A 23,609-nucleotide genomic window follows, 5' to 3' on the forward strand; every position below is an offset into this window, starting at 1 on the left:
CAAGCCGCTCCTGACGATCGCAGCGATGGCGCTGGGTATGACCGTTGCTGTCACCCTGCCGGCGCGGGCGCTCGTTGAGCTCAACGTCAATAAGGGCAATGTCGAGCCGTTGCCGATCGCCATCACGGACTTCCAGGGCGGCGATGCGCTCGGCGCCGAGATTTCTGGCATCGTCAGTGCCGACCTGAAACGCTCCGGCCTGTTCGCGCCGATCGACAAAAGCGCTTTCATCGAAAAGATCTCGAACCCGGATGCAACGCCGCGCTTCGAAGACTGGAAGGTGATCAATGCGCAGGCGCTGGTCACCGGCAGTGTCGGCAAGGAGGCTGACGGCCGCATTCGCGCCCAGTATCGGTTGTGGGACACGTTTGCCGGCCAGCAGATGTCGGGCGAGCAGTTCTTCGCCAACGACGCCAATACCAGGCGCGTCGCCCATATCATCGCCGATGCGATCTACGAGCGGCTAACCGGCGAGAAGGGCTATTTCGACACGCGCGTCGTCTTCATCGACGAGTCCGGCGCCAAGAATGCGCGCAAGAAGCGGCTAGCCATCATGGACCAGGATGGCGCCAACGTCCGCTATCTCTCGAACGGCAAATCGATCGTGCTGACGCCGCGCTTCTCGCCGAACCGGCAGGAAATCACCTACATGTCCTATGAAAGCGGTCAGCCGCGGGTGTACCTGCTGCAGATCGAGACGGGGCAGCGCGAGCTGGTCGGCAATTTCCCCGGCATGACGTTTGCGCCGCGCTTTTCGCCGGACGGCCAGAAGGTGATCATGAGCCTGCTGCGCGATGACGGCAATTCCAACATCTTCGCCATGGATCTGAGAAGCCGCTCGACAACCAGGCTCACCAACTCGACCGCCATCGACACCTCACCATCCTACTCGCCTGACGGCAGCAAGGTGGTGTTCACCTCGGATCGCGGCGGCCGCGCGCAGATCTACGTGATGGGCGCCGACGGCTCGGGCCAGACCCGCATCTCGTTCGGCGACGGCGTCTATTCGACGCCGGTGTGGTCGCCGCGCGGCGATCTCATCGCCTTTACCAAGCAGACCGGCGGCGAATTCCAGATCGGCGTCATGCGCACCGACGGTTCGGGTGAGCGCATCCTGTCCACCGGCTTTCAGCAGGAGGGGCCGACCTGGGCGCCCAACGGCCGGGTGCTGATGTTCTTCCGCGATTCCAATGGTGGACCAAAACTTGTTTCGGTCGATCTCACCGGCCGCAACGAACAGTCGATCCCGACGGCGAACTTCGCCTCGGATCCGGCCTGGTCGCCGCTGCTGGAGTGATGGAAGAAGAATTGAGGAATTGAAGAACTGAGGAATTGAAGAGTTGAAGAACTGAAGAATGGAGAAGGCAGGGGGGTCTACATCGAGCACGCGAGGGATTTAGAAGTCTATAAGCGTGCCTATGCGGTTTCCCTTGGGGTACACAGAGCCACGCTTGCTTTTCCGAAAATGGAGCAATACGCGCTCGCCGATCAACTACGTCGTTCCAGCAAGGCGATCTGCGCCACTTTGGCCGAAGGCTTTGCCAAACAGGCTCACTCCAAGCCCGAATTCGCACGCTTCATTTCAATGGCCATAGGATCATGCAGTGAGGTGGAGACCTGGAGTTCGTATGCGTTCGACCTCGAGTACATCACACAGGCGCAACGCGACGATTGGTTGCAATCCTATGCCCGCATCTACGGAATGCTGGTCAATCTCATAGAGAAGCTGAGGTGATCTCTTTCCTCAATTCCTCAGTTCTTCAGTTTCCTCAATTCCCTCTTTTTCATGTTTTGGCCGCATTTCCGCCTACGGTCCGCGCTCATTGTCGCCCCTCGGCAGAACGGTTGCGGACGGCAGCCGAAACCAAATTTTAACCGTGTTTCTTGAGCGTCGGTTAACCCAAACGTGGTTACTGGACGATCAATGAAATCACTCGAATTGCGAAGGAGAGGCGGCATGGGCCGTATCGCAGCACTTACCACAAACCCGGTCATGATCGCTCTGGTCGCTATGCTCGCGATCACCGGTTGCGCCTCGAAGAAGACGCCGAACAGCGCCGCCGATCTCGGCCTCAACGGCGCTGGCGCGGCAACGCCCGGGTCGGCCCAGGACTTTACCGTCAATATCGGCGACCGCATCTTCTTCGACACCGATTCGTCCTCGATCCGCGCCGATGCGCAGACGACGCTGTCGCGCCAGGCGCAGTGGCTGAACCAGTACAAGCAGTATGCCATCGTCATCGAAGGCCATGCCGACGAGCGCGGCACGCGCGAATATAATCTGGCGCTCGGCGCCCGCCGTGCTGCCGCCACACGCGACTTCCTGGTCGCCAAGGGCGTTTCGGCGCAGCGCCTGAAGACCATTTCCTACGGCAAGGAGCGTCCGGTCGCGGTTTGCGACGACATCTCCTGCTGGTCGCAGAACCGCCGCGCCGTAACCACACTGGGCGGCGCCGGTTCTTGATCGGCATAAATGCAACACCTGGTGCGAAAGGCGGCCAAAAGGCCGCCTTTTTCATATCTGCCCGCTCCAAACAAAATTTGGCCGAAGTCTCACGTCCTGTTAAGAGCCGAGGGCGCCTGGCCACTTCGGTTGGAAAGGGCGCGCAACAGGCTAACGGTTTCACGGCGAGAGGCACATGCATTTCAGATCGGTCTTGAGCGGCACGCTTGCGCTGCTGCTCGTATCAAGTATCGCGGCACTTGCTGACGGGGCAAACGGCACCGGGCAGTCACCGGAAAGCGGTTTTTCCTTCCACCTGCCGACGATCAAACTGCCCGGCATTTTCGGCGAAAAGAAAAAGCCGGATCAGGTTCAATTCGCGCAACAGGATGGTACCGGCACTCCGGCGCTGGAGGAACAGCTCCGGCAGATGAATGGCAAGATCGAGGAACTCAATTTCCAGGTCCTGCAGATGCAGGAGCAGATCCGCAAGCAGCAGGAAGACAACGAATTCCGCTTCCAGCAGCTGGAAGGCGGTCCGCAAGGCGCGCAGCAGCCGGCGGAGCAGAAGAAGTCCGAGGCCGCGCCCAGCAGCGACAGCCCCAATGGCGACGGTAACGTGGCGGAGGCGCCGGCAACGCCGGCTCCAGCCGCTGCGGACGCGCCGCCAGCAGGCGATAAGAGCGTCGAGGACGTCATCGTCGAATCGCCCAACGGCGATCCCGGCAAGCTGATCCCCGGCGCGCCGCCCAAGACGTTCGGCACCATCACCGTCGACAAAAACGGCAATGTCGTCGAAGCCGATGGCAATGCGCAAGCGAATGCGCCGCGGCAGAATACGGCCCCAGCCAACGGCGCCAGCGCAGCCGGCAACAAGGCCGGTAAATCCGATGATACGGTGGTCGCGGCACTCCCGTCGACCAACGATCCGGAAGAGCTTTACCGCAATTCTTACCAGTTCATCCTGTCGGGCGACTACAGCACCGCCGAACAGGGCTTCCGCGACCATATCGCCCGTTTTCCCAAGGACGCCAAAGCAGCGGACGCGCATTACTGGCTTGGTGAATCGCTGCTCGGCCAGCAGAAATACCGCGATGCGGCCGAGACTTTCCTCGCTGCCAGCAAGGACTATCCCAAGGCCAAGAAGGCGCCAGACATGCTGCTGAAGCTCGGCGTTTCACTGGTCGGGCTGAAGCAGCGCGACGTGGCCTGTGCCACTTTCAGCGAGATCGGCAAGCGCTACCCCGATATTTCCGGCGCGCTCAAGGAGCGGGTCAAGCAGGAAAGGGCACTCGCGGCGTGCTAGTTTTTCCGTTGCGTGTCGTTGCCGCAAAACCGGGCCCACGCTTGGGCGACATGCATGACGCTCGACAGCGAGCCTGACCTTTCGGATTTTTCGCGGATCGACTTTTCCAACGGCGCTGTTGCGGCCGTGTCCGGCGGCAGCGACTCGACCGCCCTTCTCCTCCTCCTCAAAGCCCATCTCGATCGTAACGCCCCGGCAACGAAATTGCTGGCGGTAACGATCGATCATCAATTGCGGCCGCAAGCGGCAGCGGAAGCGCAAGCCGTGGCCAGGCTGTGCGCGGCGCGCGGCATTGCCCATCGCATCCTCGCCTGGTCGGGGCACAAACCATCGACCGGCCTGCCCGCCGCCGCGCGCGAGGCGCGCTACCGGCTGCTCGCCGAGGCCGCCGAAGCGGCAGGCATCGGCCTGATCCTGACCGGCCACACCGCCGACGACCAGGCCGAGACCGTGCTGATGAGGCAAGCACGTGACGACGGGCCAGGTGAGGAGAGGCCGCGCGAGGAAGGGCGGGGCCTTGCCGGCATGGCGCCGGCAACCCTCTACGAGTGGCGGCACTGGATCGTGCGGCCGCTGCTCGGCGTAAGGCGTGCTGAGCTGCGCGAATTCCTGCGGCGTGAACAGGTTGTCTGGATCGAAGATCCGACCAATGCCGACACCGCTTTCGAGCGGCCGCGCGTCCGCGCAGCACTTGTTGAAGGCGACGATGCGCCTCGCATGGCTGAAGCTATGGCGCTGGCCAGAAAGGCGGCGGTCGAGCGTGAGCAGCTGGGACATCGCGCGGCCATGCTGATCCGCAGCTTGGCCTCCAGGCCGGCCGCCGGCCTCGTCCGGCTCGATCGGGATTTTGCGACGGCCGCCGACAGCCGGTCGGCCATTTATGCGCTGCGCATCCTGCTGGCGGCGACCGGCGGCACCGCCTTCCTTCCCGACCAGGCCCGCAGCGAAGCCCTTTTCGGCCGGTTCCGCACCGGGCCGCTTTGTGCCACATTGTCGCGGACCGTGGTCGATGCCCGGCGTACCGGCATCTTTCTGCACCGCGAATTGCGCGATCTGCCGCCCGCTGTTGCGGTTTCCGGCAATGCCCTGTGGGACGGCCGCAGACGGATCACATTGGGCGACAGCCCAGGTGCATTGTTGATCGCGCCGCTGTTGGTAGCACCGCTCGGGGCGGCTCTTGCCGCAAAGCGGGCAATTGAAGGGCATGGCACGCCGGCAAGCCTTGTGCGTGCCGCCTTGGCCGCCGAGCCGGCGCTCTGGCGGGACGGCGAATGCCTCGGTTTGCTCGGGGAAGGCCGGGGTTTGCCCGGGGAAGGCCCGATGCAGGCGGCTGTCGCCGCATATCCGGCAGTCGCGCCCTTCGCCCGTTTCCTGCCGTCCTTCGATCTGGCGCCGGCCGATGCCGTCGCCGCGTTGCTTGGCGCGGCGCCCGTTCCAGCCGTGCCGTTCGGCGGCCACAATGCCGGCCTACCACGGGCGAAAGCTTAACCGAGACCTGCTGTTATGCTTGGCAATGGGAGACGCTCTCCCTATGTTAGGGCCAAGTTTCCTCTCACGACGCGTGTCCGCCCAGCGGGCGCCAACGGGACAATTGATGAATCCGAATTATCGCAACCTCGCGCTCTGGGCGATCATAGCGGTCCTGCTCATCGCTCTCTTCAATCTTTTCCAGACGCCGCAGACGCGTGGAGCCTCGAGCGATGTTCCCTATTCGCAGTTCCTGCAGGAAGTCGCGGCGGGACGGATCAAGTCGGTGACCATCGCCGGCGCCCGTATCTCCGGCAATTACACGGACAGTTCCAACGGCTTCCAGACCTATTCGCCTGGGGACCCGTCACTGGTTTCGCGGCTGCAGGACAAGAACGTCACCATCAATGCGCGTCCTGAATCCGACGGCTCCAATTCGCTGTTCGGCACCCTGATCTCCTGGCTGCCGATGATCCTCATCCTCGGCGTCTGGATATTCTTCATGCGCCAGATGCAGTCCGGTTCCGGCCGCGCCATGGGCTTCGGCAAGTCGAAGGCCAAGCTTTTGACCGAAGCACATGGCCGCGTCACCTTCCAGGACGTCGCCGGCGTCGACGAAGCCAAGGAAGATCTGGAAGAGATCGTCGAGTTCCTGCGCGACCCGCAGAAATTCCAGCGGCTGGGCGGCAAGATCCCGCGCGGTGTGCTGCTCGTCGGTCCTCCTGGAACCGGCAAGACGCTGCTCGCCCGCTCGGTCGCGGGTGAAGCCAACGTGCCGTTCTTCACCATTTCGGGCTCGGACTTCGTCGAGATGTTCGTCGGCGTCGGCGCAAGCCGCGTTCGCGACATGTTCGACCAGGCCAAGAAGAACGCGCCTTGCATCATCTTCATCGACGAAATCGACGCGGTCGGCCGCCATCGCGGCGCCGGCCTCGGCGGCGGCAATGATGAACGCGAGCAGACGCTGAACCAGTTGCTGGTCGAGATGGATGGCTTCGAATCCAACGAAAGCATCATCCTGATCGCCGCCACCAACCGGCCAGACGTGCTCGATCCGGCGCTGCTGAGGCCGGGCCGCTTCGACCGCCAGGTGGTGGTGCCGAACCCCGACATCGTCGGCCGCGAGAAGATCCTGAAGGTGCATGTGCGCAACGTGCCGCTGGCGCCCAATGTCGACCTCAAGGTGATCGCGCGCGGCACGCCGGGCTTTTCCGGCGCCGATCTGATGAACCTGGTCAACGAATCCGCCCTGATGGCGGCGCGGCGCAACAAGCGCCTCGTCACCATGGCCGAATTCGAGGACGCCAAGGACAAGATCATGATGGGCGCCGAGCGCCGCTCGTCGGCGATGACACAGGCCGAGAAGGAGCTGACCGCCTATCACGAGGCTGGTCATGCCATCCTGGCGCTCAACGTGCCGTCGGCCGATCCGCTGCACAAGGCGACCATCATTCCGCGCGGCCGGGCACTCGGCATGGTCATGCAGCTGCCGGAAGGCGACCGCTATTCGATGAGCTACAAATACATGATCTCGCGCCTCGCCATCATGATGGGCGGCCGTGTCGCCGAGGAGTTCAAGTTCGGCAAGGAGAACATCACCTCCGGCGCCTCCTCCGATATTGAGCAGGCGACCAAGCTGGCGCGTGCCATGGTGACGCGCTGGGGCTTCTCCGACAAGCTCGGCCATGTCGCCTATGGCGACAACCAGGAGGAGGTGTTCCTCGGCCATTCGGTGGCGCGCACGCAGAACATCTCGGAAGAGACGGCGCAAATCATCGACGCCGAAGTGCGCCGGCTGATCGACGAGGCCTATTCGACGGCAAGGTCCATCCTGACCAAGAAAAAGAAGGAATGGATCGCGCTGGCGCAGGGCCTGCTCGAATACGAGACGCTGTCCGGCGAGGAGATCAAGCAGCTGATCGCCGGCAATAAGCCCGCGCGCGACCTTGGCGACGACACGCCGCCGAGCCGCGGCTCGGCCGTGCCGAAGTCCGGCCGCCGCAAGAAAGGCCCCGAGCCCGAAGGCGGCATGGAACCTCAGCCGTCAAGCTAGGCTCCGGCCCGGCACAGATCGATTTCGAAACGCCGCGGCTCTAACCGCGGCGTTTTCTCTTGGGGAATGCGACCCTTCCTGCATCGCAGGAAATTGGCGAAAGTGACGATGACGGCCAATCTCCCGCCTCGCGGGGGGATGTCCGGCAGGACAGAGAGAGGCGCGAAGGAATGGAGCCTTCTATCGGCCTCGTTGACGACTTCGGGAAGATCGACAAAGCGCGCCGGAGAATGAAGCTCGCATTTTTTGCCGGCGGCGCCACATTTTGTTCTTGCTTTGTGCCGGCAGCTATGCTATCAATTTGGGTGTGGTGCCAATTGGCGCTGAATGACCCGCCCGCCGAGGCGGGTTTTCTGCTTCCGGCTATGAGAGTTCCGGTGGTGCCGAGATCGATGTCGGCCGGACAGAGCCAAGAAACACGATCTGACAGTTGGTTCGACCTCGGAAGGCCCTCTCACTTGTTCGGCAGCAACAAAAAGCCCGCGAACCTTGCGGCTCGCGGGCTCATGTCGTCGGATGGTGGCGCCGGTCAGCTCTTCAGCTTGGCGTTGCAGAGGCTGTAGAAGCCGCCGCCCTTCTGGATCCACCTGAGGCCGCCCAGCGTGTTGGCGTCCTTGTTGGCGTAGTAGAGGTCGAGACAGGTGTGCATGCGGCCCTTGGCCGGGGTCTCGGTTGCATACTTCTTGGAGATCGCCGTCGGGAATTTCACGCCCTGGGGGGCGGTGATGGTCGGCGGTTGCGGATCGCCGGTGTATTTGGCATCGGGAGCCGGCAGGGTGTCGTCGTCGGCTGCGCCGGCGCCGCATTGGCTCTTGCGGAAGTCGTTCCACTTCATGCCGTTCAGCGTGTTGCCGGCCTTGGCAGCCTGATATTTGGCGCTGCAATCCGCCATGCTGACGCCTTTGCCGGTATCGGTCGCGGCGGCTGTCGTCGCCTTGGCAGGTGCCGCGGCGGGTTGTGCGGCTGCACTTGCGCCGGCGGCGCATTCACTCTTGCGCAAGTCGTTCCACTTCATGCCGTTGAGCGTGCCGGCAGCCTTGGCGGCCTGGTATTTGGTGCTGCATTCCTTGGCCGTCAGCCCAGGCGCTGCGTCATCGCTGCTGGCCGCCGCTGCTTTGGTCTTGGCGGCGGGTTGTGCGGCTGCCGTCGCGCCGGCGGCGCACTGGGTCTTGCGGAAATCGTTCCACTTCATGCCGTTGAGCGTGCCGGCAGCCTTGGCGGCCTGGTATTTGGTGCTGCACTCCTTCGCCGTCAGGCCCGGCGCCGCATCGTCGGCGGCGGCTGCCTTGGTCGTGTCGGCAGCCTTGGCCGTGGCTTTGGCTGGCGCAGGTTCGGTTGTAGCGGCGGAAGCATCGGTGCCGCATTGGGCCTTGCGGAACTGGTTCCAGTTCTGCCCGCCAAGCGTTCCCGCGTCCTTGGCCGTGTTATACTTGGTGCTGCACTCGGCCATGGTCAGCGCGCTGGCAGGCGCCGCCAGGAATAAGGTCGCGACGGCAAGACCCGTCAAAGTGGCAAGTCGGTGGATGAGCATGCGTTTTCTCCCTGCGGCGGTTCATGATATGTCCCAGTGCAGCAATAGCGCTCAACGGCTGGTTGCGCCAGATGCTAAGTAGCGTAGAGACAAATTTAGAAGTGCATTCTTTTCTTTAAGGTGATGAATTCGTTGCCGGGACCGTCTCCCCGCCAAGTTCGTCCGGGTGCATTGCACGGAGCGCGCGCCTATGGCTGGTTCCCAGCGAGGACACTGCGTCGAATGACAGCCAGTCAAATCGGCGGCTGCGGCGGACCTGAGCCCACCGCTGTCTGGAGCAGCACGATGCGGATTCAGGTTCAAGGCCACACTGCCACAGCCCAAAGGATCCAGATGAGGTTTGAGTTGATGTTTCTGATGCTGCTGCCGCAACAAGGGCTCGGAACTTGAAAATCAACACACTAGCGTGACGTAAAACACACAAAACAACAATTTTCTAAGGATTGGTCGTCCATAATCATACAATGTGATGACGGGGCTTGGGCCATTTTATGGCATGAGATGCTCGGAAAGAACCATCGGGAAGCTGGCGAACATGGCAGGACATTATTTCGGTACGGACGGCATTCGTGGGCGCGCCAACAAGTTTCCAATGACGGCGGAGGTCGCCATGCGGGTCGGCATGGCCGCCGGCCTCTCGTTCCAGCGCGGCAGCCACCGCCACCGCGTCGTGCTCGGCAAGGATACCAGGCTTTCCGGCTACATGATCGAGAACGCCATGGTGTCGGGCCTGTGCGCCGCCGGCATGGATGTCTTCCTGCTCGGCCCGATCCCGACGCCGGCTGTTGCCATGCTGGTGCGCTCGCTGCGCGCCGATATCGGCGTGATGATCTCTGCCTCGCACAACCCCTATTACGACAACGGCATCAAGCTGTTCGGCCCCGATGGCTACAAGCTGTCCGATGAGATCGAGGAGCGTATCGAGGGGATGCTCGACAAGGATATCGAACTGGCGCTCGCCGATTCCGATGGGCTCGGCCGCGCCAAACGCGTCGACGGCGTGCATGACCGCTATATCGAATTCGCCAAGCGCACGCTGCCGCGCTCGATGTCGCTGTCGGGCCTGCGCATCGTCGTCGATTGCGCCAATGGCGCCGCCTACAAGGTGGCGCCCGACGCGCTGTGGGAACTCGGCGCCGAGGTCGTTGCCATCAATGTCGAGCCCAACGGCTTCAACATCAACAAGGAATGCGGCTCGACTCATCCGGCCGGCCTGCAAAAGAAGGTGCACGAGGTGCGCGCCGATATCGGCATTGCGCTCGACGGCGATGCCGACCGTGTCGTCATTGTCGACGAGAACGGCGCGATCGTCGATGGCGACCAGATCATGGCGCTGATCGCCGAATCCTGGCAGCAGAGCGGACGGCTGGCCGGCGGCGGCGTCGTCTCGACGGTGATGTCCAATCTCGGCCTCGAACGCTTCCTCGGCGACATGAACCTGCAGTTGCATCGCACCAAGGTCGGTGACCGCTATGTCGTCGAGCACATGCGTGCCCATGGACTCAATGTCGGCGGCGAACAGTCGGGCCACATCGTGCTGTCCGATTTCTCGACCACCGGCGACGGCCTCGTCTCGGCGCTCCAAGTGCTCGCCTGCATCAAGCGGCATAACCGACCGGTCAGCGAACTGTCGAAGAAATTCGAGCCGGTGCCGCAGCTTTTGAAGAATGTGCATATTTCCGGCGGCAAGCCGCTGGAGGAGGCGCCGGTCAAGGCGGCGATCGAAGATGCGCGCAATCGCCTCGGCAAGGCCGGGCGCCTGGTCATCCGGCCATCCGGCACGGAGCCGCTCATCCGCGTCATGGCGGAGGGCGACGACCCGCAGCTTGTCGAGTCCGTGGTCAACGACATCGTCGAGGTCATTTCGGAAACGCGCAGCGCCGCCTGATCTCCCTCCAACATCGGTTCAAAAGCCCGCCTTGCCGGCGGGCTTTTTTATTGGGTCGCGGCCAGCTCCGCCTGCAGCAACGGCCGCCAGATTGCTCGACTTTTAGAGATTCGTGGTTAATCAATACGGTTAAACGCCTTTTAACCTTTCCGATTCATTATCCACAACTGAGGTCAATCACATTTCGGGCGCGTTCGCCGTTCGAGGGTTCTCAGGGGTGATAAGCATGTTCAACACAGCTAGAATGGCTCTTCTGGCCGCGCTGTTTGCCGGCGTCGGACCGGCATTCGCCGCCGATTTCGTCGAGCCGCCCGTCGTCGAGGAGGCACCGCCACCGGTTGCCTATGAGCAGCCGGCCGAATTCGGCGGCTGGTATATCCGCGGCGACATCGACTATCACTGGTCGAAGTTTCGTGGTGGCGACTACATCACCTACGGTGTGGCGCCCCAGAATCCCGGCAAGTTCGATACAGGCAAGCTGGATGGCGCCTTCTCGGCCGGCGGCGGTGTTGGTTACCAGATCGACGAGCATTTCCGCACCGATCTCACCCTGGACTGGATGAGCAAGTCCAAATTCCGCGGCTCGACCAACGGCTTCTGCGGCCCACAGCAAACGCCTTGCACGTCCGTCGATACCTCGTCCTATTCGGCGCTGCTGCTCTTGGCCAACGCCTATGTCGATATCGGCACCTGGCATGGGATCACGCCTTACGTCGGCGCCGGCATCGGCGGTGCCTGGGTCAAGTGGGATGAACTGCACAACGTGGACAGCGACGGTTCATTTGATCATGCCGGTGGCAAGGGCTGGCGGTTTGCCTATGCTGCCATGGCGGGCGCATCCTACTGCCTGACTGACCGCGTCAAACTAGATGTCGGCTACCGCTTCAGCCACATCAACGGCGGTAAGATGTTCGACTATGCCTCCCTCCCCAATGTCGGCCCCGGCTATGACAAAGGTATCAACGTTCACGAAGTGCGCGGCGGCCTGCGCTACCAGTTCGGCAGGTCGGACTGCGCGCCGCCGGAGCCTTACGTCCCGGAACCCGAGCCGGTCTACACGAAGTAGTCGCTTCGAAATCGAGGAATTCGTCGACCGCCCGGCTGATGCCGGGCGGTTTCGTTTGGCTGCCTAAAGATGCTGCGTTGCCCTGTAACACCGTCCGGCTCGAGGAGCGAAAACGGATCAAATCAATTGCTAACGCCTTGTTATCCTTAACCCGCACTTAACCACTATGGTTAACAATGCTGTCTGAAACGGCGCGCGATCGCGAATGCGCCAAGTTCGGGAGCCGAGGACCATGACATTCAAATCGCCTGTAGCACTGGCGCTTGCAGCAGTCGTCCTGGTGCCGCTGACGCCGGCGCTTGGCGCCGATTACGAACCGCCGGTCTATGTCGACCAGGCGCCCGACTATGTACCGGTCGAGGTTGGCTCGGGATGGTATCTGCGCGGCGATGTCTCCTATCTGGTGCAGAAAAGCTTCAAGGATGAGCATTTCGCCTTTACACCCGCGAGCTTCGACGAAAAGGAAGATCCCATCTTCGCCAGCATCGGCTTCGGCTACCATTTCAACGACTATCTGCGCGCCGATCTCAATGTGGGCTATCTTCCCGGCAACAAGATCGACGTCGGCTATAACGACGGAACGACCGTGGCATCGGCGACCCTGAAGAACTATGCCTTCTCAGGCATACTCAATGGCTATGTCGATCTTGGGACCTATGTCGGAATCACACCTTATCTCGGCGCTGGTGTCGGTATCCTGCAGAGCAAGCGTCGCCTCTCGGCGAGCTACTTCACCGACAACGCCGACCCCACCGACGATTTCGTCCTGCGTGACAACAAGACCCAATACTCCTTCGCCTACACGCTGAATGCCGGCCTTGCCTACCAAGTGTCCAAGAACGTCTCAGTCGATCTGGGCTATCAGTATTTTTCCGCGCCAGACGCCGAATATGTGACTGCCGAGAGCCTGACTTCCTTTCCGATCCGCAAAGGAATCAACAATCATCAAGTCAAAGTCGGACTACGCTACGATCTCTGGTAGGCTCGATCGAAGCCGAGGCGTTGACAATGGCGGGTCGCAGGCCCGCCGTTTGCGTTTCGTCGCCGGCAATATCCCGGCAGCGACAAAAACTTTCCCCTTGACGCCGAAAGCCTGAACGCATATCGCCGTCCGTGGGCCACCCCTCCCCAACGAGGGGCCACTATCTGGAAGGATAGACCACGATGACGACGCATACGAAGCCCGGATTCCGTCCGGCAAATCCCAATTTTTCCTCAGGTCCCTGTGCAAAACGCCCCGGCTGGTCGGTCGAGGCGCTCAAAAATGCCGCGCTCGGGCGCTCGCACCGTGCCAAGATCGGCAAGACCAAGCTCGAACAAGCGATCGAGCTGACCCGGGAAATCCTCCAGGTTCCGGCGGATTACCGCATCGGCATCGTGCCGGCCTCGGATACCGGCGCGGTCGAAATGGCGCTGTGGTCGCTGCTCGGCGAGCGCGGCGTCGACATGGTGGCCTGGGAGAGCTTCGGCTCCGGCTGGGTCACCGATGTGGTCAAGCAGCTGAGGCTCGCCGATGTGCGCAGGTTAGAGGCGGACTACGGCGCACTGCCCGACCTGACCGAAATCGACTTCGACCGCGACGTGGTCTTCACCTGGAACGGCACGACGTCGGGTGTGCGCGTGCCGAACGGCGATTTCATCCCGGCCACCCGCAAGGGCCTGACCATCTGCGACGCGACTTCGGCGGCCTTTGCGCAACAGCTCGATTTCAGGAAGCTCGACGTCGTCACCTTCTCCTGGCAGAAGGTGCTGGGCGGTGAGGGCGCGCACGGCATGCTGATCCTCAGCCCGCGCGCCGTCGAACGCCTGGAAAGCTACAAGCCGGCCTGGCCGTTGCCGAAAATCTTCCGCCTCACCTCGGGCGGCAAGCTGATCGAAGGCATCTTCAAGGGCGAGACTATCAACACGCCGTCGATGCTGTGCGTCGAGGACTATCTCGACGCGCTGCGTTGGGCGAAGTCGATCGGCGGCCTCGACGCGCTGGTCACCAGAGCGGATGCCAATGCCGCCGTTCTCGATCGCTTTGTCCGGAAATCTTCCTGGCTCGGCCATCTTGCCGTAGACCCGGCGACGCGTTCGAACACGTCGGTCTGCCTTTCCTTCACCGACCGGCAAGTCGCTGCACTCGACGCCGATGGACAGGCTGCGTTCGCCAAGGCAATTGTCTCGGCGCTCGACAAGGAAGGCGTCGCCTACGACATTGGTGCCTACCGCGATGCACCGCCCGGCCTGCGCATCTGGTGCGGCGCGACAGTCGAGACCTCCGATCTCGAAGCGTTGCTGCCCTGGCTCGACTGGGCCTTTGCCGCGCAAAAGGCGTCGCTCAAAGCGGCGGCCTGACTCCCTCCCCCTCGAGGGGAGGGTGGCCCGAAGGGCCGGGTGGGGTCGCCTCCACCCGTTCAACGATCCGCCATCCAGAAAGAAAAAGATTTGGCCGCATCCGGCCGCAACGACCCCACCCCGGCGCTTCGCGCCGACCCTCCCCTCAAGGGGGAGGGACGCCAATCGCAAAGGACCAAGCCAATGCCCCGCGTTCTCGTCTCAGACAAACTTTCCACCACCGCCGTGCAGATCTTCAGGGATCGCGGCATCGAGGTCGACTATTTGCCGGATCTCGGCAAGGACAAGGAAAAACTGCTCGAAGTGATCGGCCAATATGATGGGCTGGCCATCCGCTCGGCGACAAAGGTCACGGAGAAGCTGATCAATGCTGCGACCAGGCTGAAGGTCGTGGGCCGCGCCGGCATCGGCGTCGACAATGTCGACATACCGGCGGCGAGCCGCAAGGGCATCATCGTGATGAACACGCCCTTCGGCAATTCGATCACCACCGCCGAGCATGCCGTCGCCATGATCTTCGCGCTGGCCCGCCAGATACCGGAGGCCAACGCCTCGACGCATGCCGGCAAATGGGAAAAGAACCGCTTCATGGGTGTCGAGATCACCGGCAAGACGCTGGGCATCATCGGCTGCGGCAATATCGGTTCGATCGTCGCTACGCGCGGCGTCGGCCTGAAGATGCATGTCATCGCCTTCGATCCATTCCTGTCGGACAGCCGCGCCGAGGAGCTCGGCGTCGAAAAGGTCGAGCTCGACGAGCTGTTCGCCCGCGCCGACTTCATCACGCTGCATACGCCGCTTACCGACAAGACGCGCAACATCATCGACGCCGCGGCGATCGCCAAGATGAAGACCGGCGTGCGTATCATCAACTGCGCCCGTGGCGGGCTGATCGTCGAGGCCGACCTGATCGCGGCGCTGAAGAGCGGCAAGGTGGCCGGCGCCGGCATCGACGTGTTCGAGGTCGAACCGGCGGAGAACAACGCACTGTTCGGCATGGACAATGTCGTGGCGACGCCGCATCTCGGCGCGTCGACGATGGAGGCGCAGGAGAATGTCGCGCTGCAGGTCGCCGAGCAGATGTCCGACTATTTGATCAAGGGCGCCGTTTCCAACGCCATCAACATGCCGTCGATCACCGCCGAAGAGGCGCCGCGGCTGAAACCTTTCGTCAAGCTTGCCGAAGTGCTCGGCGCCTTTGTCGGACAGGTCACCGAGGATCCGATCAAGGAGGTCGAGATACTGTTCGACGGCTCGACCGCGACGATGAACACGCGCGCGCTGATCAGTGCCACCCTTGCCGGGCTGATCCGGCCGCAGGTCTCCGACGTCAACATGGTGTCGGCGCCGATCATGGTGAAGGAGCGCGGCATTATCGTCGCCGAGGTCAAGCGTGACAAGTCGGGCGTGTTCGACGGCTATATCAAGCTGACGGTCAAGACCGAGCACAGGACGCGCTCGATCGCCGGCACCTGTTTTTCGGACGGCAAGCCGCGCTTCATCCAGATCAAGGGCATCAATCTCGACGCCGAGGTCGGCCAGCACATGCTCTACACGACCAATGCCGACGCGCCCGGCATCATCGGCCTGCTCGGCACGGTGTGCGGCGAGAACGGCGTCAACATCGCCAACTTCCAGCTCGGCCGCAACCGGCCGGGCGGCGATGCCATCGCATTGCTCTATCTCGATGCGCCGTTCCCGGAAAACGTGTTGGCGCAGGTGCGCTCGCACAAATCGATCGACTCCGCCAAGCGGCTGCATTTCGATGTGGGGATAGCCTGAAATTCGGCCGCCCCGTGTGCAGCAGCACGCGGGGCGGCGGAACGTCGCGGCAAGCGACTTCATTCAGCAGCGGATGCCGCCATCTTCCGTCCGCTGTATTCGGCGAGGCTGATGCCACCGAGCACCAGCGCGAGAGCCAGCGCCTGATAGAGCTGGAATGTCTCACCGACAATCAGCACCGATAGCAGCGTACCGAAGATCGGCACCAGATTGATGAACAGGCCGGCCCGGTTGGCGCCGATCAGCTCGTTGCCCCTGATATAGAAGATCTGCGAGATGACCGAAGCACCGATGGCGGTATAGAACGCGACCGCCCAGCCGCGGGCATCGGGGACGATGACCTTGCCGGCGGCAATCTCCCACAGGAAGAAAGGCAGCGATGTGACGAGTGCGGCAACCGACAGCGCCAGCATCAGGCTCTGCCAGCGGATGACCGGCTTCAGCCGCAACCCCACCGAATAGAAGGAGTAGCAAAGCACGGCGACCAGCATGATCGCGTCGCCAAAGTTGAGATCCAGCTTGAGAAGCTGGCGCAGGTCGCCATGGCTCGCCGTCACCGCGACGCCAATGATGGTCAGCACGACGCCAGCGATCTGCACCCGGTTCACCCGCAGGCGAAACAGCACGAAATTGGCGATGATGATCACGATCGGTATCGCCGCCTGCTCGATCGAGACGTTGATCGCCGTGGTGTAGTTGAGCGCCGTGTAGAAGATCGCATTGAAAAAGGCGAAGCCGCAAGCGCCGAGCCCGCCAAGCAGCAACCAGTGCCTGCGCACCACCGGCCAGTCTTGGCGTAGCGTTCCCCAGCCGATCGGCAGCAGAATCAGAACCGCCAGCAGCCAACGCAGGAAGACCAGCGTCATCGGCGAGATATGACCGACCGCCAGCTTTCCCGCCACAGAGTTGCCGCCCCACAGCAAGGTGGTGAACAGCAGGAACAGATAGGCGGCTCGATGCATCGTGAGCTCCCGGCCAGGCAGAGGGAATTTGACGGTCGGTGTGGGCGTATTGCGACCGCCAGCCCAAGTAAATGATGTCAAAGGCGAAAATTGTTGTGCCTCGGAGCGTTTTGGGCGGCAAAGAGTGGTCGCGCTCGCCGGGTCTTGACGCTATAGAACGACGTGCGTGCAATTGGACGCTACAAAGTACGCGTCGGAAGGCTTTAATCCTCGCGTCGTGCTTTTCCGAAAATCGATTCCGATTTTGGGGGCCGATGCGATAGAGGCCTGTCGTTTCGAACTGTTTCAAGCTGCTCGTGCGGCGTCTCAAGGGAAAAGAAATATGGCCAATGTGGTGGTCGTCGGCTCGCAATGGGGCGATGAGGGCAAAGGCAAGATCGTAGACTGGCTGTCGGAGCGCGCCGATGTTGTCGTGCGCTTCCAGGGCGGCCACAATGCCGGCCATACGCTGGTCGTCGACGGCAAGGTCTACAAGCTGTCGCTGCTGCCGTCCGGCGTGGTGCGGCAAGGCAAGCTGTCCATCATCGGCAATGGCGTCGTCTTCGATCCGCACGCTTTCGTCGCGGAGGTTGCGAAATTGAAGGCGCAGGGCGTCGAGGTGACGCCAGACCGCCTGAAAATAGCCGAAAACACCGCGCTTATCCTGTCCTTGCACCGGGAGCTGGACGGATTTCGCGAGGACGCCGCTTCCAATTCCGGAACGAAGATCGGCACGACCCGTCGCGGCATCGGTCCCGCCTATGAAGACAAGGTGGGCCGGCGCGCGGTCAGGGTGATGGATTTGGCGGATTTGGAAACGCTGCCCTTGAAGGTCGACAGGCTGCTGACGCACCACAATGCGCTGCGGCGCGGGCTCGGCCATGCCGAGGTCACGCATGAGGCGATCATGAGCGAGCTGATCTCGGTGGCCGACGAGATCCTGCCCTATATGGACCGCGTCTGGAAAATCCTCGACGACAAGCGCCGCGCCGGCGAGCGCATCCTGTTCGAGGGCGCGCAAGGCACGTTGCTCGACATCGATCACGGCACCTATCCGTTCGTCACCTCGTCCAATACGGTTGCCGGTCAGGCCGCCGCAGGCTCCGGTGTCGGCCCGGGCGCCATCGGCTATGTGCTCGGCATCACCAAGGCCTATACGACGCGCGTCGGCGAAGGCCCGTTTCCAACCGAACAGAAGAACGAGATCGGCGAGTTCCTGGGCACGCGCGGCCATGAATTCGGCGTCGTCACCGGCCGTAAGCGCCGCTGCGGCTGGTTCGATGCCGTGCTGGTCCGCCAGGCCGTCGCCGTCAACGGCATCAAGGGCATTGCGCTGACCAAGCTCGATGTGCTCGATGGGCTGGACGAGATCAAGGTCTGTACCGGCTACCGACTCGACGGCGAGGCGATCGATTACCTGCCGGCCAGCCAGGGTGCGCAGGCCCGCGTCGAACCGGTCTACGAGACGCTGGAGGGGTGGAAAGGCACCACTGCCGGCGCACGCAGCTGGAACGACCTGCCGGCCCAGGCGGTGAAGTACGTCCGCTACATCGAGGAGCTGATCGGCGCGCCGGTCGCACTCCTTTCCACCAGCCCTGAACGGGACGACACGATACTTGTGACCGATCCGTTTCAAGACTAGTTTCTCAGCCTTTCCGGGCATTGCGGCTGATTTGCGGGGGCCGGCCCAGAAACAAATGCAGGTCGACTGACGTATGGTAGATTTTGTTCCTATTCTGAAAAAGGCGCTCGATAAACTCGGTGAGCCGTCGGCGGAAGTGCGCGCCAGGGTCTATGACAGGGCCCGTTCGTCAATCGCGAAACAACTCGCAGAGAAGGCCACCATGACGCCTTCCGATGTCGACCGGCAGATGCGTGCACTGGAAGACGCCATCGCCAAAGTCGAGCGGGACTATGCCAAGCCTGCGCCGCCACCCGACCCGCTGGCGGAACTGGAGGACATCTTCTCCTCCATCGACCGCAACAAGAACCAGTCCAGCCATATCCGACAGCCAGCAAAGACGGAGCCGGCATGGCAGCCGGCCAAGACCGAGCCGGCAAAGACGGAGCCAGCAAAGACTGGGCCGGCCTGGCAGCCCACGCCCGCCAAGGCGGCGCCGAACTGGCAAAAGCCGCAGCCCGTCGCTCTTTCTCAGGAGCGCGCTGGTCCGCCGCCGTCCGATATGGATCTTCCGACGGCTGACGGCCAAGACGGCGTTTTTCCGGGCGACGACTTTTCCAACGACGGCGGCCCCGCGGAGGACAGGTTCCAGCGGCTCTATCCTGCCGAGCGCAGGCGCAGCTATGGCGGTGTGATCGCCGCCGCCATTGCCTTGCTCGTCATTGCCGGTGGTGGCTATGGCATCTGGCTGAACAAGGATGCGTTCGGCAGCATGCTCGGCCTCGACTCGACCACAGCCGTCGCCACCGAACCGCTGGTAAAACCAGCCCCGGCCAAGCCGGTGGCCGATGCGGCCGTACCGGCCGCCGCGCCTCCGACGGATGCCGGCGAGGGCGCGAAGTTCACGCAGCGCCTGACGCCCGAGGGGCACGAAGTCGATCCCGGCCCCGCGGCCGGGCAGGCGGGCATCGGCGAAGGCGAATCCGTCGCCGCACTGACCACGCCGCCATCGGCCGCACAAGCGCCGACCACCCCGGCACCGGCCGCGCCGGCTCCGGCCGCACCCGCCGACACGCAAGCCACGGCCAATGCTCCAGCAGTCGATGGGTCCGCTGCACCAACTCCCGCAACGCCGCCCGCCAACGGGGCAGCAGCGCCTGCAGCGGCCGCCCCGCCGCCAGCACCGGCAGCGGCACCAACGGCAGTTCCGCCGCAAGCCACGTTGGCCGTCGGCCAGAAGGCGATCTTCTACGAGGAGCGCACCAGCACCGCTCAAGGCTCGGCCGAGCCCGGCAACATCGTCTGGTCGCTGGTGCAGGAATCGCCCGGCGGCGACCTGCCGCCCGAGCCGGCGATCCGCGCCGAGGCGACCATTCCAGGCAAGGATATCCAGTTGCGCATGACGATCCGTCGCAACACCGACCAGACGCTGCCGGCCAGCCATATTATCGAGATGATCTTCCTGACGCCTGACGGCTTCGAGGGCGGCGGCGTCGACAACATCCTGCGTGTCGCCATGAAGGGCTCCGAGCAAGATGCCGGAAGCCCGCTGATCGGCATCCCGGCCAAGATCGCCGACGGTTTCTTCCTGGTTGCGCTCAACGATACCAAGGCGGATGAAGACGCCAATCTGACCTTGCTCAGAGGTCAGGACTGGATCGACGTGCCGGTCGTCTACAAGACCGGGCGGCGGGCGCTGCTCACCATGGAAAAGGGCATTCCCGGCGAGAAGGTGTTTGACGAGGCGCTAAAGGCCTGGCAGACAAAGACGGCGGGGTGAGGTCGGCTCACCAGCCCAACGCCTCTCTGGCTCAGAAGCCCTGGAACAGCATATCGAGCGCGGCCACGATCTCGTCGTGATGCCTCGTCAGATTCAGTCGGCTCTCGCCCAGTTCCGTCGCCGCAACCGTGGCGATCAAATGGGTGGCCATGACCAATTTCCGACCATTGATCTCGAAAATCGGATGGAGCTTTCGCATTGGTGATGGCGCCATCGCAGCCGGCAGAAGCGGGACGACCACCCGGGTCTTGAAATGGTCTAGCAGATCGGCCTGGACGTCGAGGAGATAGCCGCCTTCGATGCTACCCGCGAAGACGTCGTAGCGCGCCATCAGAATTGCCGATGTTCTGCCAGCGGAATACCGTGTTTTTCGACATATTCGTTCCACGCATCTATCGTCGCGCGGTTCTCAAGCTTCCACAGCCGCGTCTTTTCGGCGGCCACGGCCTCGGCGATGCCGGCTTCAGCGGCGCGCGAGACATTCACATCGAGCCCCTTGGCTTCCTTCATGAGCTTTGAGTCGATCGACAGATTTGCCGGCTGGCGAACCGCATTCACAGCTATCTTGCGCATGATCACCTCCACAGTATGCGCATAACATATGCGCATTCCTCTCTAGTCGCAATGACAAGGTGCTTGAACTCGCGAATTACCCCTCCATCTCCTCGCGCAGCATTTCCAGTTCCAGCCATTCCTCCTCGAGCGCTGCCAGTGTGACGCGCTCCTTGTCGAGCGCGGCAATCGTCTTCTGGAACGAGGCCGGATCGCGCTCGTAATAGGCCGGATCGGCGATGTTGTTCTCCAGCCGCGAGATCGAGGCCGACACCGCCTCGATCTTCTTGGGTAAGGTTTCCAGCGCGAATTTCTGCTTGAACGACAGTTTCTTGGCCGGGCCCTTCGGTGCGGCCGCTTCGTTCCTGCTTGCCGCCGTCGCGTCGCCCGTCTCGGCCTTTGGTCGCGCCTTGCGGTCGTCCAGCCTGGTGCCGCCGCGCTGCGCCAGCATGTCGGAATAGCCGCCGGCATATTCGATCCAGCGGCCGTCACCATCCGGCGCGATGATGCTGGTCACGGTGCGATCGAGGAAATCGCGATCGTGGCTGACCAGGATCACCGTGCCGGCAAAGCCGGCGACCAATTCCTGCAGCAGCTCCAGCGTCTCCATGTCGAGGTCGTTGGTCGGCTCGTCGAGCACAAGCAGGTTTGCCGGCCGCGCCAAAACGCGGGCGAGGATCAGCCGCGCCCGCTCGCCGCCCGAAAGCTCGCGCACCGGCGTGCGCGCCTGTTCCGGCTTGAACAGGAAGTCTTTCATGTAAGAGACGACGTGGCGCTGCTCGCCATTTATGACGAGGTTCTCGCCGCGCCCGTCGGTGAGATACTGCGCCAATGTCTCCTGCGGGTCGACGGCTTCGCGCTTCTGGTCGAGCGTGGCGATCTCCAGATTTGTGCCGAGCCGCACCGTGCCCGCGTCCGGCTTCAATTCGCCGGTCAGCATCTTCAACAGCGTCGTCTTGCCGGCGCCGTTCGGCCCGACCAGACCGACGCGATCGCCGCGCTGGATTCGGGTCGAGAATCCCTTGACCACGGTCAGATCGCCAAAGGTCTTCTCGATGTTCTTGGCTTCGATCACCAGCTTACCGGATTCGGCGGCGTCGCTGGCTGTCATCGTCGCCGCACCCTCGGCGCCGCGATGACCACGAAAGCGCTGGCGCATGGTCTGCAACTCACCGAGCCGGCGCATGTTGCGCTTGCGCCGCGCTGTCACGCCATAGCGCAGCCAGTGCTCCTCGCGCACGATCTGGCGACCGAGCTTGTGCTGCTCGCGCTCTTCCTCCTCCAGCACCGTGTCGCGCCATTCCTCGAAATAGCCAAAGCCCTTGTCGAGACGGCGGGTCTGGCCGCGGTCGAGCCAGATTGTGGCGCGTGACACGCGCTCGAGAAAACGGCGGTCATGCGAGATGACGACCAGTGCCGAGGAGGTGCGGGCAAGCTCCTCCTCCAGCCATTCGATGACCGAAAGGTCAAGATGATTGGTCGGCTCATCGAGGAGGAGAATGTCGGGCTCCGGCGCCATGACGCGGGCGAGGGCGGCGCGCCGCGCCTCGCCGCCGGAAAGGTCGTTCGGCCGTTCCTCGCCGGTCAGGCCGAGATGCTCCATCAGATAGGTGGCGCGGTAGGGATCGTCGGCGGGCCCGAGCCCCGCCTCGACATAGGCGCGGACGGTCGCAAAACCGTCCATGTCGGGCATTTGCGGCAAGTAGCGCACGGTTGCCGAGGGCTGGCGGAAGACTTCGCCATCCTGCGGTTCGATCAGCCCGGCGGCGATCTTGAGGAGCGTCGACTTGCCAGAGCCGTTGCGGCCGACCAGGGCAATCTTGTCGCCAGCCGAGGCCGTCAAGGCGGCACCGTCGAGCAACGGCGTGCCGCCAAAGGTCAGCTTTATCCCGTCGAGATTGAGAAGTGGCGGCGCCATATCAGCTTTCTGGGCTCAGCTTTCCGGAAGAGGGTAGGGATGCGCGAGCAGCAGCGCGCGGCCGCTGGCCAGCGCGATTTCCAGCCGGCCCTTGACCTCGTTGGAAATGGTCAGCGACGAGCCGAACGCAACCTCGACATGGTCGAGCGGCCATTTGGCGCCGGTGACTGTCAGGCCGGCGAGATCCGAAAAGCCGAGCACCGAAAACAGCGTGCCGTCGGCATAGTCGAAGCCAGTCTTTCCAGGCAGCAAAGGAATGCCTTCCTGTGCGCCGCTGGTCAAAAGCACTTCCGTTCCGCCTTCCGCCAGCCGGACGCTCAGCGCCAGATGCAGGAAGATGTGGTCGGTGCGTTTGCCGCCGAAGGCGCCTGCGAGCACAAGGCTTGTCGCACCGCGTTCGAGCGCGGCGGCGATAGCGAGTTCACCGTCGGTCTTGTCTTTTTCGGCAGGAAACACCTGCCGTGGCACGGCGGCCAGATCCTCCGGCAACTCGGCAGGCACCGAATCGAAATCGCCGACCCAGAGTTCCGGCCTCAGGCCCAGCATGCGGGCATGACCGATGCCGGCGTCGGCGGCGATGACGCGCGAGCCTTCGACCTGGCGGTCGAGCAGCGGCGTGCGGATGAGATCGCCGCCAAGCAGGATGGTGAATGTGCTCATATCTCGTGGCCCTTACCAGCCCTGCCCCGGAAACGGAAGATGAAACGGCAGACGAAACGGAAGGCTGGGCTTTGGATGTCCGGCAAACTTCCGCTTGCGCAGCACTTCGGCCGGGCCTATGTGTCGCAACGCTCTAACGGGGTGCCGGACGCGATCTTCGCGGACCGGCTGAGAGGCAAGACTGCCAACCCGCTGAACCTGATCCGGTTTGTACCGGCGGAGGGATTAGACGTTTCGGACAGCCCGACGCCTCAATTCCTT

19 protein-coding genes and 1 riboswitch are annotated in these 23,609 nt (G+C 62.9%); of the genes, 13 read left to right on the top strand and 6 right to left on the bottom strand.

Annotation, left to right across the window (positions count from 1 at the left end; all coding sequences use genetic code 11):
* Window positions 1–25 precede the first annotated feature (25 nt).
* The 6 genes from tolB (at window position 26) to ftsH (ending at window position 7,269) form a co-directional block, all read left to right on the top strand.
* Entirely contained in the window at window positions 26–1,297 is a 1,272-nt protein-coding gene (gene tolB / locus NKI41_RS13175) for a Tol-Pal system beta propeller repeat protein TolB (RefSeq protein WP_245274748.1), read from the top strand.
* 81 nt (window positions 1,298–1,378) lie between these two features.
* On the top strand, window positions 1,379–1,735 hold the full coding sequence (locus tag NKI41_RS13180) for a four helix bundle protein (protein ID WP_352683435.1): 357 nt from the start codon (window positions 1,379–1,381) through the stop codon (window positions 1,733–1,735).
* Window positions 1,736–1,957: 222 nt separating this feature from the next.
* Window positions 1,958–2,464 carry a peptidoglycan-associated lipoprotein Pal gene (gene pal / locus NKI41_RS13185; RefSeq protein ID WP_023677992.1) on the top strand — a complete coding sequence of 169 codons (507 nt, stop codon included), beginning with the start codon at window positions 1,958–1,960 and terminating at the stop codon, window positions 2,462–2,464.
* Between the two features lie 175 nt (window positions 2,465–2,639).
* Complete coding sequence (ybgF, locus tag NKI41_RS13190; RefSeq protein WP_352683361.1) at window positions 2,640–3,749, top strand: tol-pal system protein YbgF; 1,110 nt, start codon at window positions 2,640–2,642, stop codon at window positions 3,747–3,749.
* Window positions 3,750–3,803: 54 nt separating this feature from the next.
* Window positions 3,804–5,237 (top strand): tRNA lysidine(34) synthetase TilS, encoded by a 1,434-nt coding sequence (gene tilS / locus NKI41_RS13195; protein ID WP_352683364.1) that lies wholly within the window; start codon window positions 3,804–3,806, stop codon window positions 5,235–5,237.
* 106 nt (window positions 5,238–5,343) lie between these two features.
* The gene (ftsH, locus tag NKI41_RS13200; RefSeq protein WP_023677989.1) at window positions 5,344–7,269 is read left to right on the top strand and encodes an ATP-dependent zinc metalloprotease FtsH; all 1,926 of its coding nucleotides are present in this window, start codon (window positions 5,344–5,346) and stop codon (window positions 7,267–7,269) included.
* A 529-nt stretch (window positions 7,270–7,798) separates the two neighbouring features.
* On the opposite strand, the gene NKI41_RS13205 is transcribed toward ftsH, so the two are convergent.
* On the bottom strand, window positions 7,799–8,461 hold the full coding sequence (locus NKI41_RS13205; protein ID WP_502901207.1) for a hypothetical protein: 663 nt from the start codon (window positions 8,459–8,461) through the stop codon (window positions 7,799–7,801).
* Window positions 8,462–9,335: 874 nt separating this feature from the next.
* On the opposite strand from NKI41_RS13205, the gene glmM reads away from it, so the two are divergent.
* The 5 genes from glmM (at window position 9,336) to serA (ending at window position 15,876) form a co-directional block, all read left to right on the top strand.
* On the top strand, window positions 9,336–10,688 hold the full coding sequence (gene glmM / locus NKI41_RS13210; RefSeq protein ID WP_352471193.1) for a phosphoglucosamine mutase: 1,353 nt from the start codon (window positions 9,336–9,338) through the stop codon (window positions 10,686–10,688).
* A 226-nt stretch (window positions 10,689–10,914) separates the two neighbouring features.
* Entirely contained in the window at window positions 10,915–11,754 is an 840-nt protein-coding gene (locus NKI41_RS13215) for an outer membrane protein (RefSeq protein ID WP_352613400.1), read from the top strand.
* 232 nt (window positions 11,755–11,986) lie between these two features.
* Complete coding sequence (locus tag NKI41_RS13220) at window positions 11,987–12,736, top strand: outer membrane protein (RefSeq protein WP_352450819.1); 750 nt, start codon at window positions 11,987–11,989, stop codon at window positions 12,734–12,736.
* A 182-nt stretch (window positions 12,737–12,918) separates the two neighbouring features.
* Window positions 12,919–14,094: a phosphoserine transaminase gene (locus tag NKI41_RS13225; RefSeq protein WP_352683368.1), complete on the top strand. Its 1,176-nt coding sequence runs from the start codon at window positions 12,919–12,921 to the stop codon at window positions 14,092–14,094.
* A 183-nt stretch (window positions 14,095–14,277) separates the two neighbouring features.
* Window positions 14,278–15,876, top strand: coding sequence for a phosphoglycerate dehydrogenase (gene serA / locus NKI41_RS13230; protein ID WP_352683370.1), 1,599 nt, complete (start codon window positions 14,278–14,280; stop codon window positions 15,874–15,876).
* Window positions 15,877–15,935: 59 nt separating this feature from the next.
* Here serA and NKI41_RS13235 read toward each other — a convergent pair whose 3' ends face one another.
* Entirely contained in the window at window positions 15,936–16,838 is a 903-nt protein-coding gene (locus NKI41_RS13235; protein WP_352454884.1) for a DMT family transporter, read from the bottom strand.
* 322 nt (window positions 16,839–17,160) lie between these two features.
* On the opposite strand from NKI41_RS13235, the gene NKI41_RS13240 reads away from it, so the two are divergent.
* Together NKI41_RS13240 and NKI41_RS13245 are read left to right on the top strand one after the other, a co-directional pair.
* Window positions 17,161–18,459: an adenylosuccinate synthase gene (locus NKI41_RS13240; RefSeq protein WP_023680654.1), complete on the top strand. Its 1,299-nt coding sequence runs from the start codon at window positions 17,161–17,163 to the stop codon at window positions 18,457–18,459.
* A 73-nt stretch (window positions 18,460–18,532) separates the two neighbouring features.
* A complete protein-coding gene (locus NKI41_RS13245) occupies window positions 18,533–20,218 on the top strand; it encodes a hypothetical protein (protein ID WP_352683372.1) in 1,686 nt (561 codons plus the stop codon).
* A 31-nt stretch (window positions 20,219–20,249) separates the two neighbouring features.
* Here NKI41_RS13245 and NKI41_RS13250 read toward each other — a convergent pair whose 3' ends face one another.
* The 4 genes from NKI41_RS13250 to NKI41_RS13265 all read right to left on the bottom strand — a co-directional run bounded on the left by NKI41_RS13250 (window position 20,250) and on the right by NKI41_RS13265 (window position 23,348).
* Window positions 20,250–20,549, bottom strand: coding sequence for a CcdB family protein (locus NKI41_RS13250; protein WP_352450813.1), 300 nt, complete (start codon window positions 20,547–20,549; stop codon window positions 20,250–20,252).
* On the bottom strand, window positions 20,549–20,791 hold the full coding sequence (locus NKI41_RS13255) for a type II toxin-antitoxin system CcdA family antitoxin (protein ID WP_254816484.1): 243 nt from the start codon (window positions 20,789–20,791) through the stop codon (window positions 20,549–20,551). Before NKI41_RS13255 ends, NKI41_RS13250 begins: the two co-directional genes overlap by 1 nt.
* Before the next feature lie 76 nt (window positions 20,792–20,867).
* On the bottom strand, window positions 20,868–22,688 hold the full coding sequence (locus tag NKI41_RS13260; RefSeq protein WP_352683374.1) for an ABC-F family ATP-binding cassette domain-containing protein: 1,821 nt from the start codon (window positions 22,686–22,688) through the stop codon (window positions 20,868–20,870).
* Window positions 22,689–22,703: 15 nt separating this feature from the next.
* On the bottom strand, window positions 22,704–23,348 hold the full coding sequence (locus NKI41_RS13265) for a thiamine diphosphokinase (protein ID WP_352683376.1): 645 nt from the start codon (window positions 23,346–23,348) through the stop codon (window positions 22,704–22,706).
* Window positions 23,349–23,475: 127 nt separating this feature from the next.
* A riboswitch (TPP riboswitch) is annotated at window positions 23,476–23,590 on the top strand.
* Window positions 23,591–23,609: the final 19 nt, after the last annotated feature.

It is taken from the genome of Mesorhizobium sp. M0601 (assembly GCF_040320845.1).
In the GTDB taxonomy this organism is placed as follows: domain Bacteria; phylum Pseudomonadota; class Alphaproteobacteria; order Rhizobiales; family Rhizobiaceae; genus Mesorhizobium.

Coding starts and splice junctions, on each gene's coding strand:
- pal (WP_023677992.1), top strand. CDS start 1,958: ATGGGCCGTATCGCAGCACTTACCACAAACCCGGTCATGATCGCTCTG.
- tolB (WP_245274748.1), top strand. CDS start 26: ATGGCGCTGGGTATGACCGTTGCTGTCACCCTGCCGGCGCGGGCGCTC.
- NKI41_RS13215 (WP_352613400.1), top strand. CDS start 10,915: ATGTTCAACACAGCTAGAATGGCTCTTCTGGCCGCGCTGTTTGCCGGC.
- glmM (WP_352471193.1), top strand. CDS start 9,336: ATGGCAGGACATTATTTCGGTACGGACGGCATTCGTGGGCGCGCCAAC.
- tilS (WP_352683364.1), top strand. CDS start 3,804: ATGACGCTCGACAGCGAGCCTGACCTTTCGGATTTTTCGCGGATCGAC.
- NKI41_RS13205 (WP_502901207.1), bottom strand. CDS start 8,461: ATGAAGTGGAACGATTTCCGCAAGACCCAGTGCGCCGCCGGCGCGACG.
- NKI41_RS13250 (WP_352450813.1), bottom strand. CDS start 20,549: ATGGCGCGCTACGACGTCTTCGCGGGTAGCATCGAAGGCGGCTATCTC.
- NKI41_RS13265 (WP_352683376.1), bottom strand. CDS start 23,348: ATGAGCACATTCACCATCCTGCTTGGCGGCGATCTCATCCGCACGCCG.
- NKI41_RS13220 (WP_352450819.1), top strand. CDS start 11,987: ATGACATTCAAATCGCCTGTAGCACTGGCGCTTGCAGCAGTCGTCCTG.
- NKI41_RS13235 (WP_352454884.1), bottom strand. CDS start 16,838: ATGCATCGAGCCGCCTATCTGTTCCTGCTGTTCACCACCTTGCTGTGG.
- serA (WP_352683370.1), top strand. CDS start 14,278: ATGCCCCGCGTTCTCGTCTCAGACAAACTTTCCACCACCGCCGTGCAG.
- ftsH (WP_023677989.1), top strand. CDS start 5,344: ATGAATCCGAATTATCGCAACCTCGCGCTCTGGGCGATCATAGCGGTC.
- NKI41_RS13255 (WP_254816484.1), bottom strand. CDS start 20,791: ATGCGCAAGATAGCTGTGAATGCGGTTCGCCAGCCGGCAAATCTGTCG.
- NKI41_RS13225 (WP_352683368.1), top strand. CDS start 12,919: ATGACGACGCATACGAAGCCCGGATTCCGTCCGGCAAATCCCAATTTT.
- NKI41_RS13260 (WP_352683374.1), bottom strand. CDS start 22,688: ATGGCGCCGCCACTTCTCAATCTCGACGGGATAAAGCTGACCTTTGGC.
- NKI41_RS13245 (WP_352683372.1), top strand. CDS start 18,533: ATGGTAGATTTTGTTCCTATTCTGAAAAAGGCGCTCGATAAACTCGGT.
- NKI41_RS13240 (WP_023680654.1), top strand. CDS start 17,161: ATGGCCAATGTGGTGGTCGTCGGCTCGCAATGGGGCGATGAGGGCAAA.
- ybgF (WP_352683361.1), top strand. CDS start 2,640: ATGCATTTCAGATCGGTCTTGAGCGGCACGCTTGCGCTGCTGCTCGTA.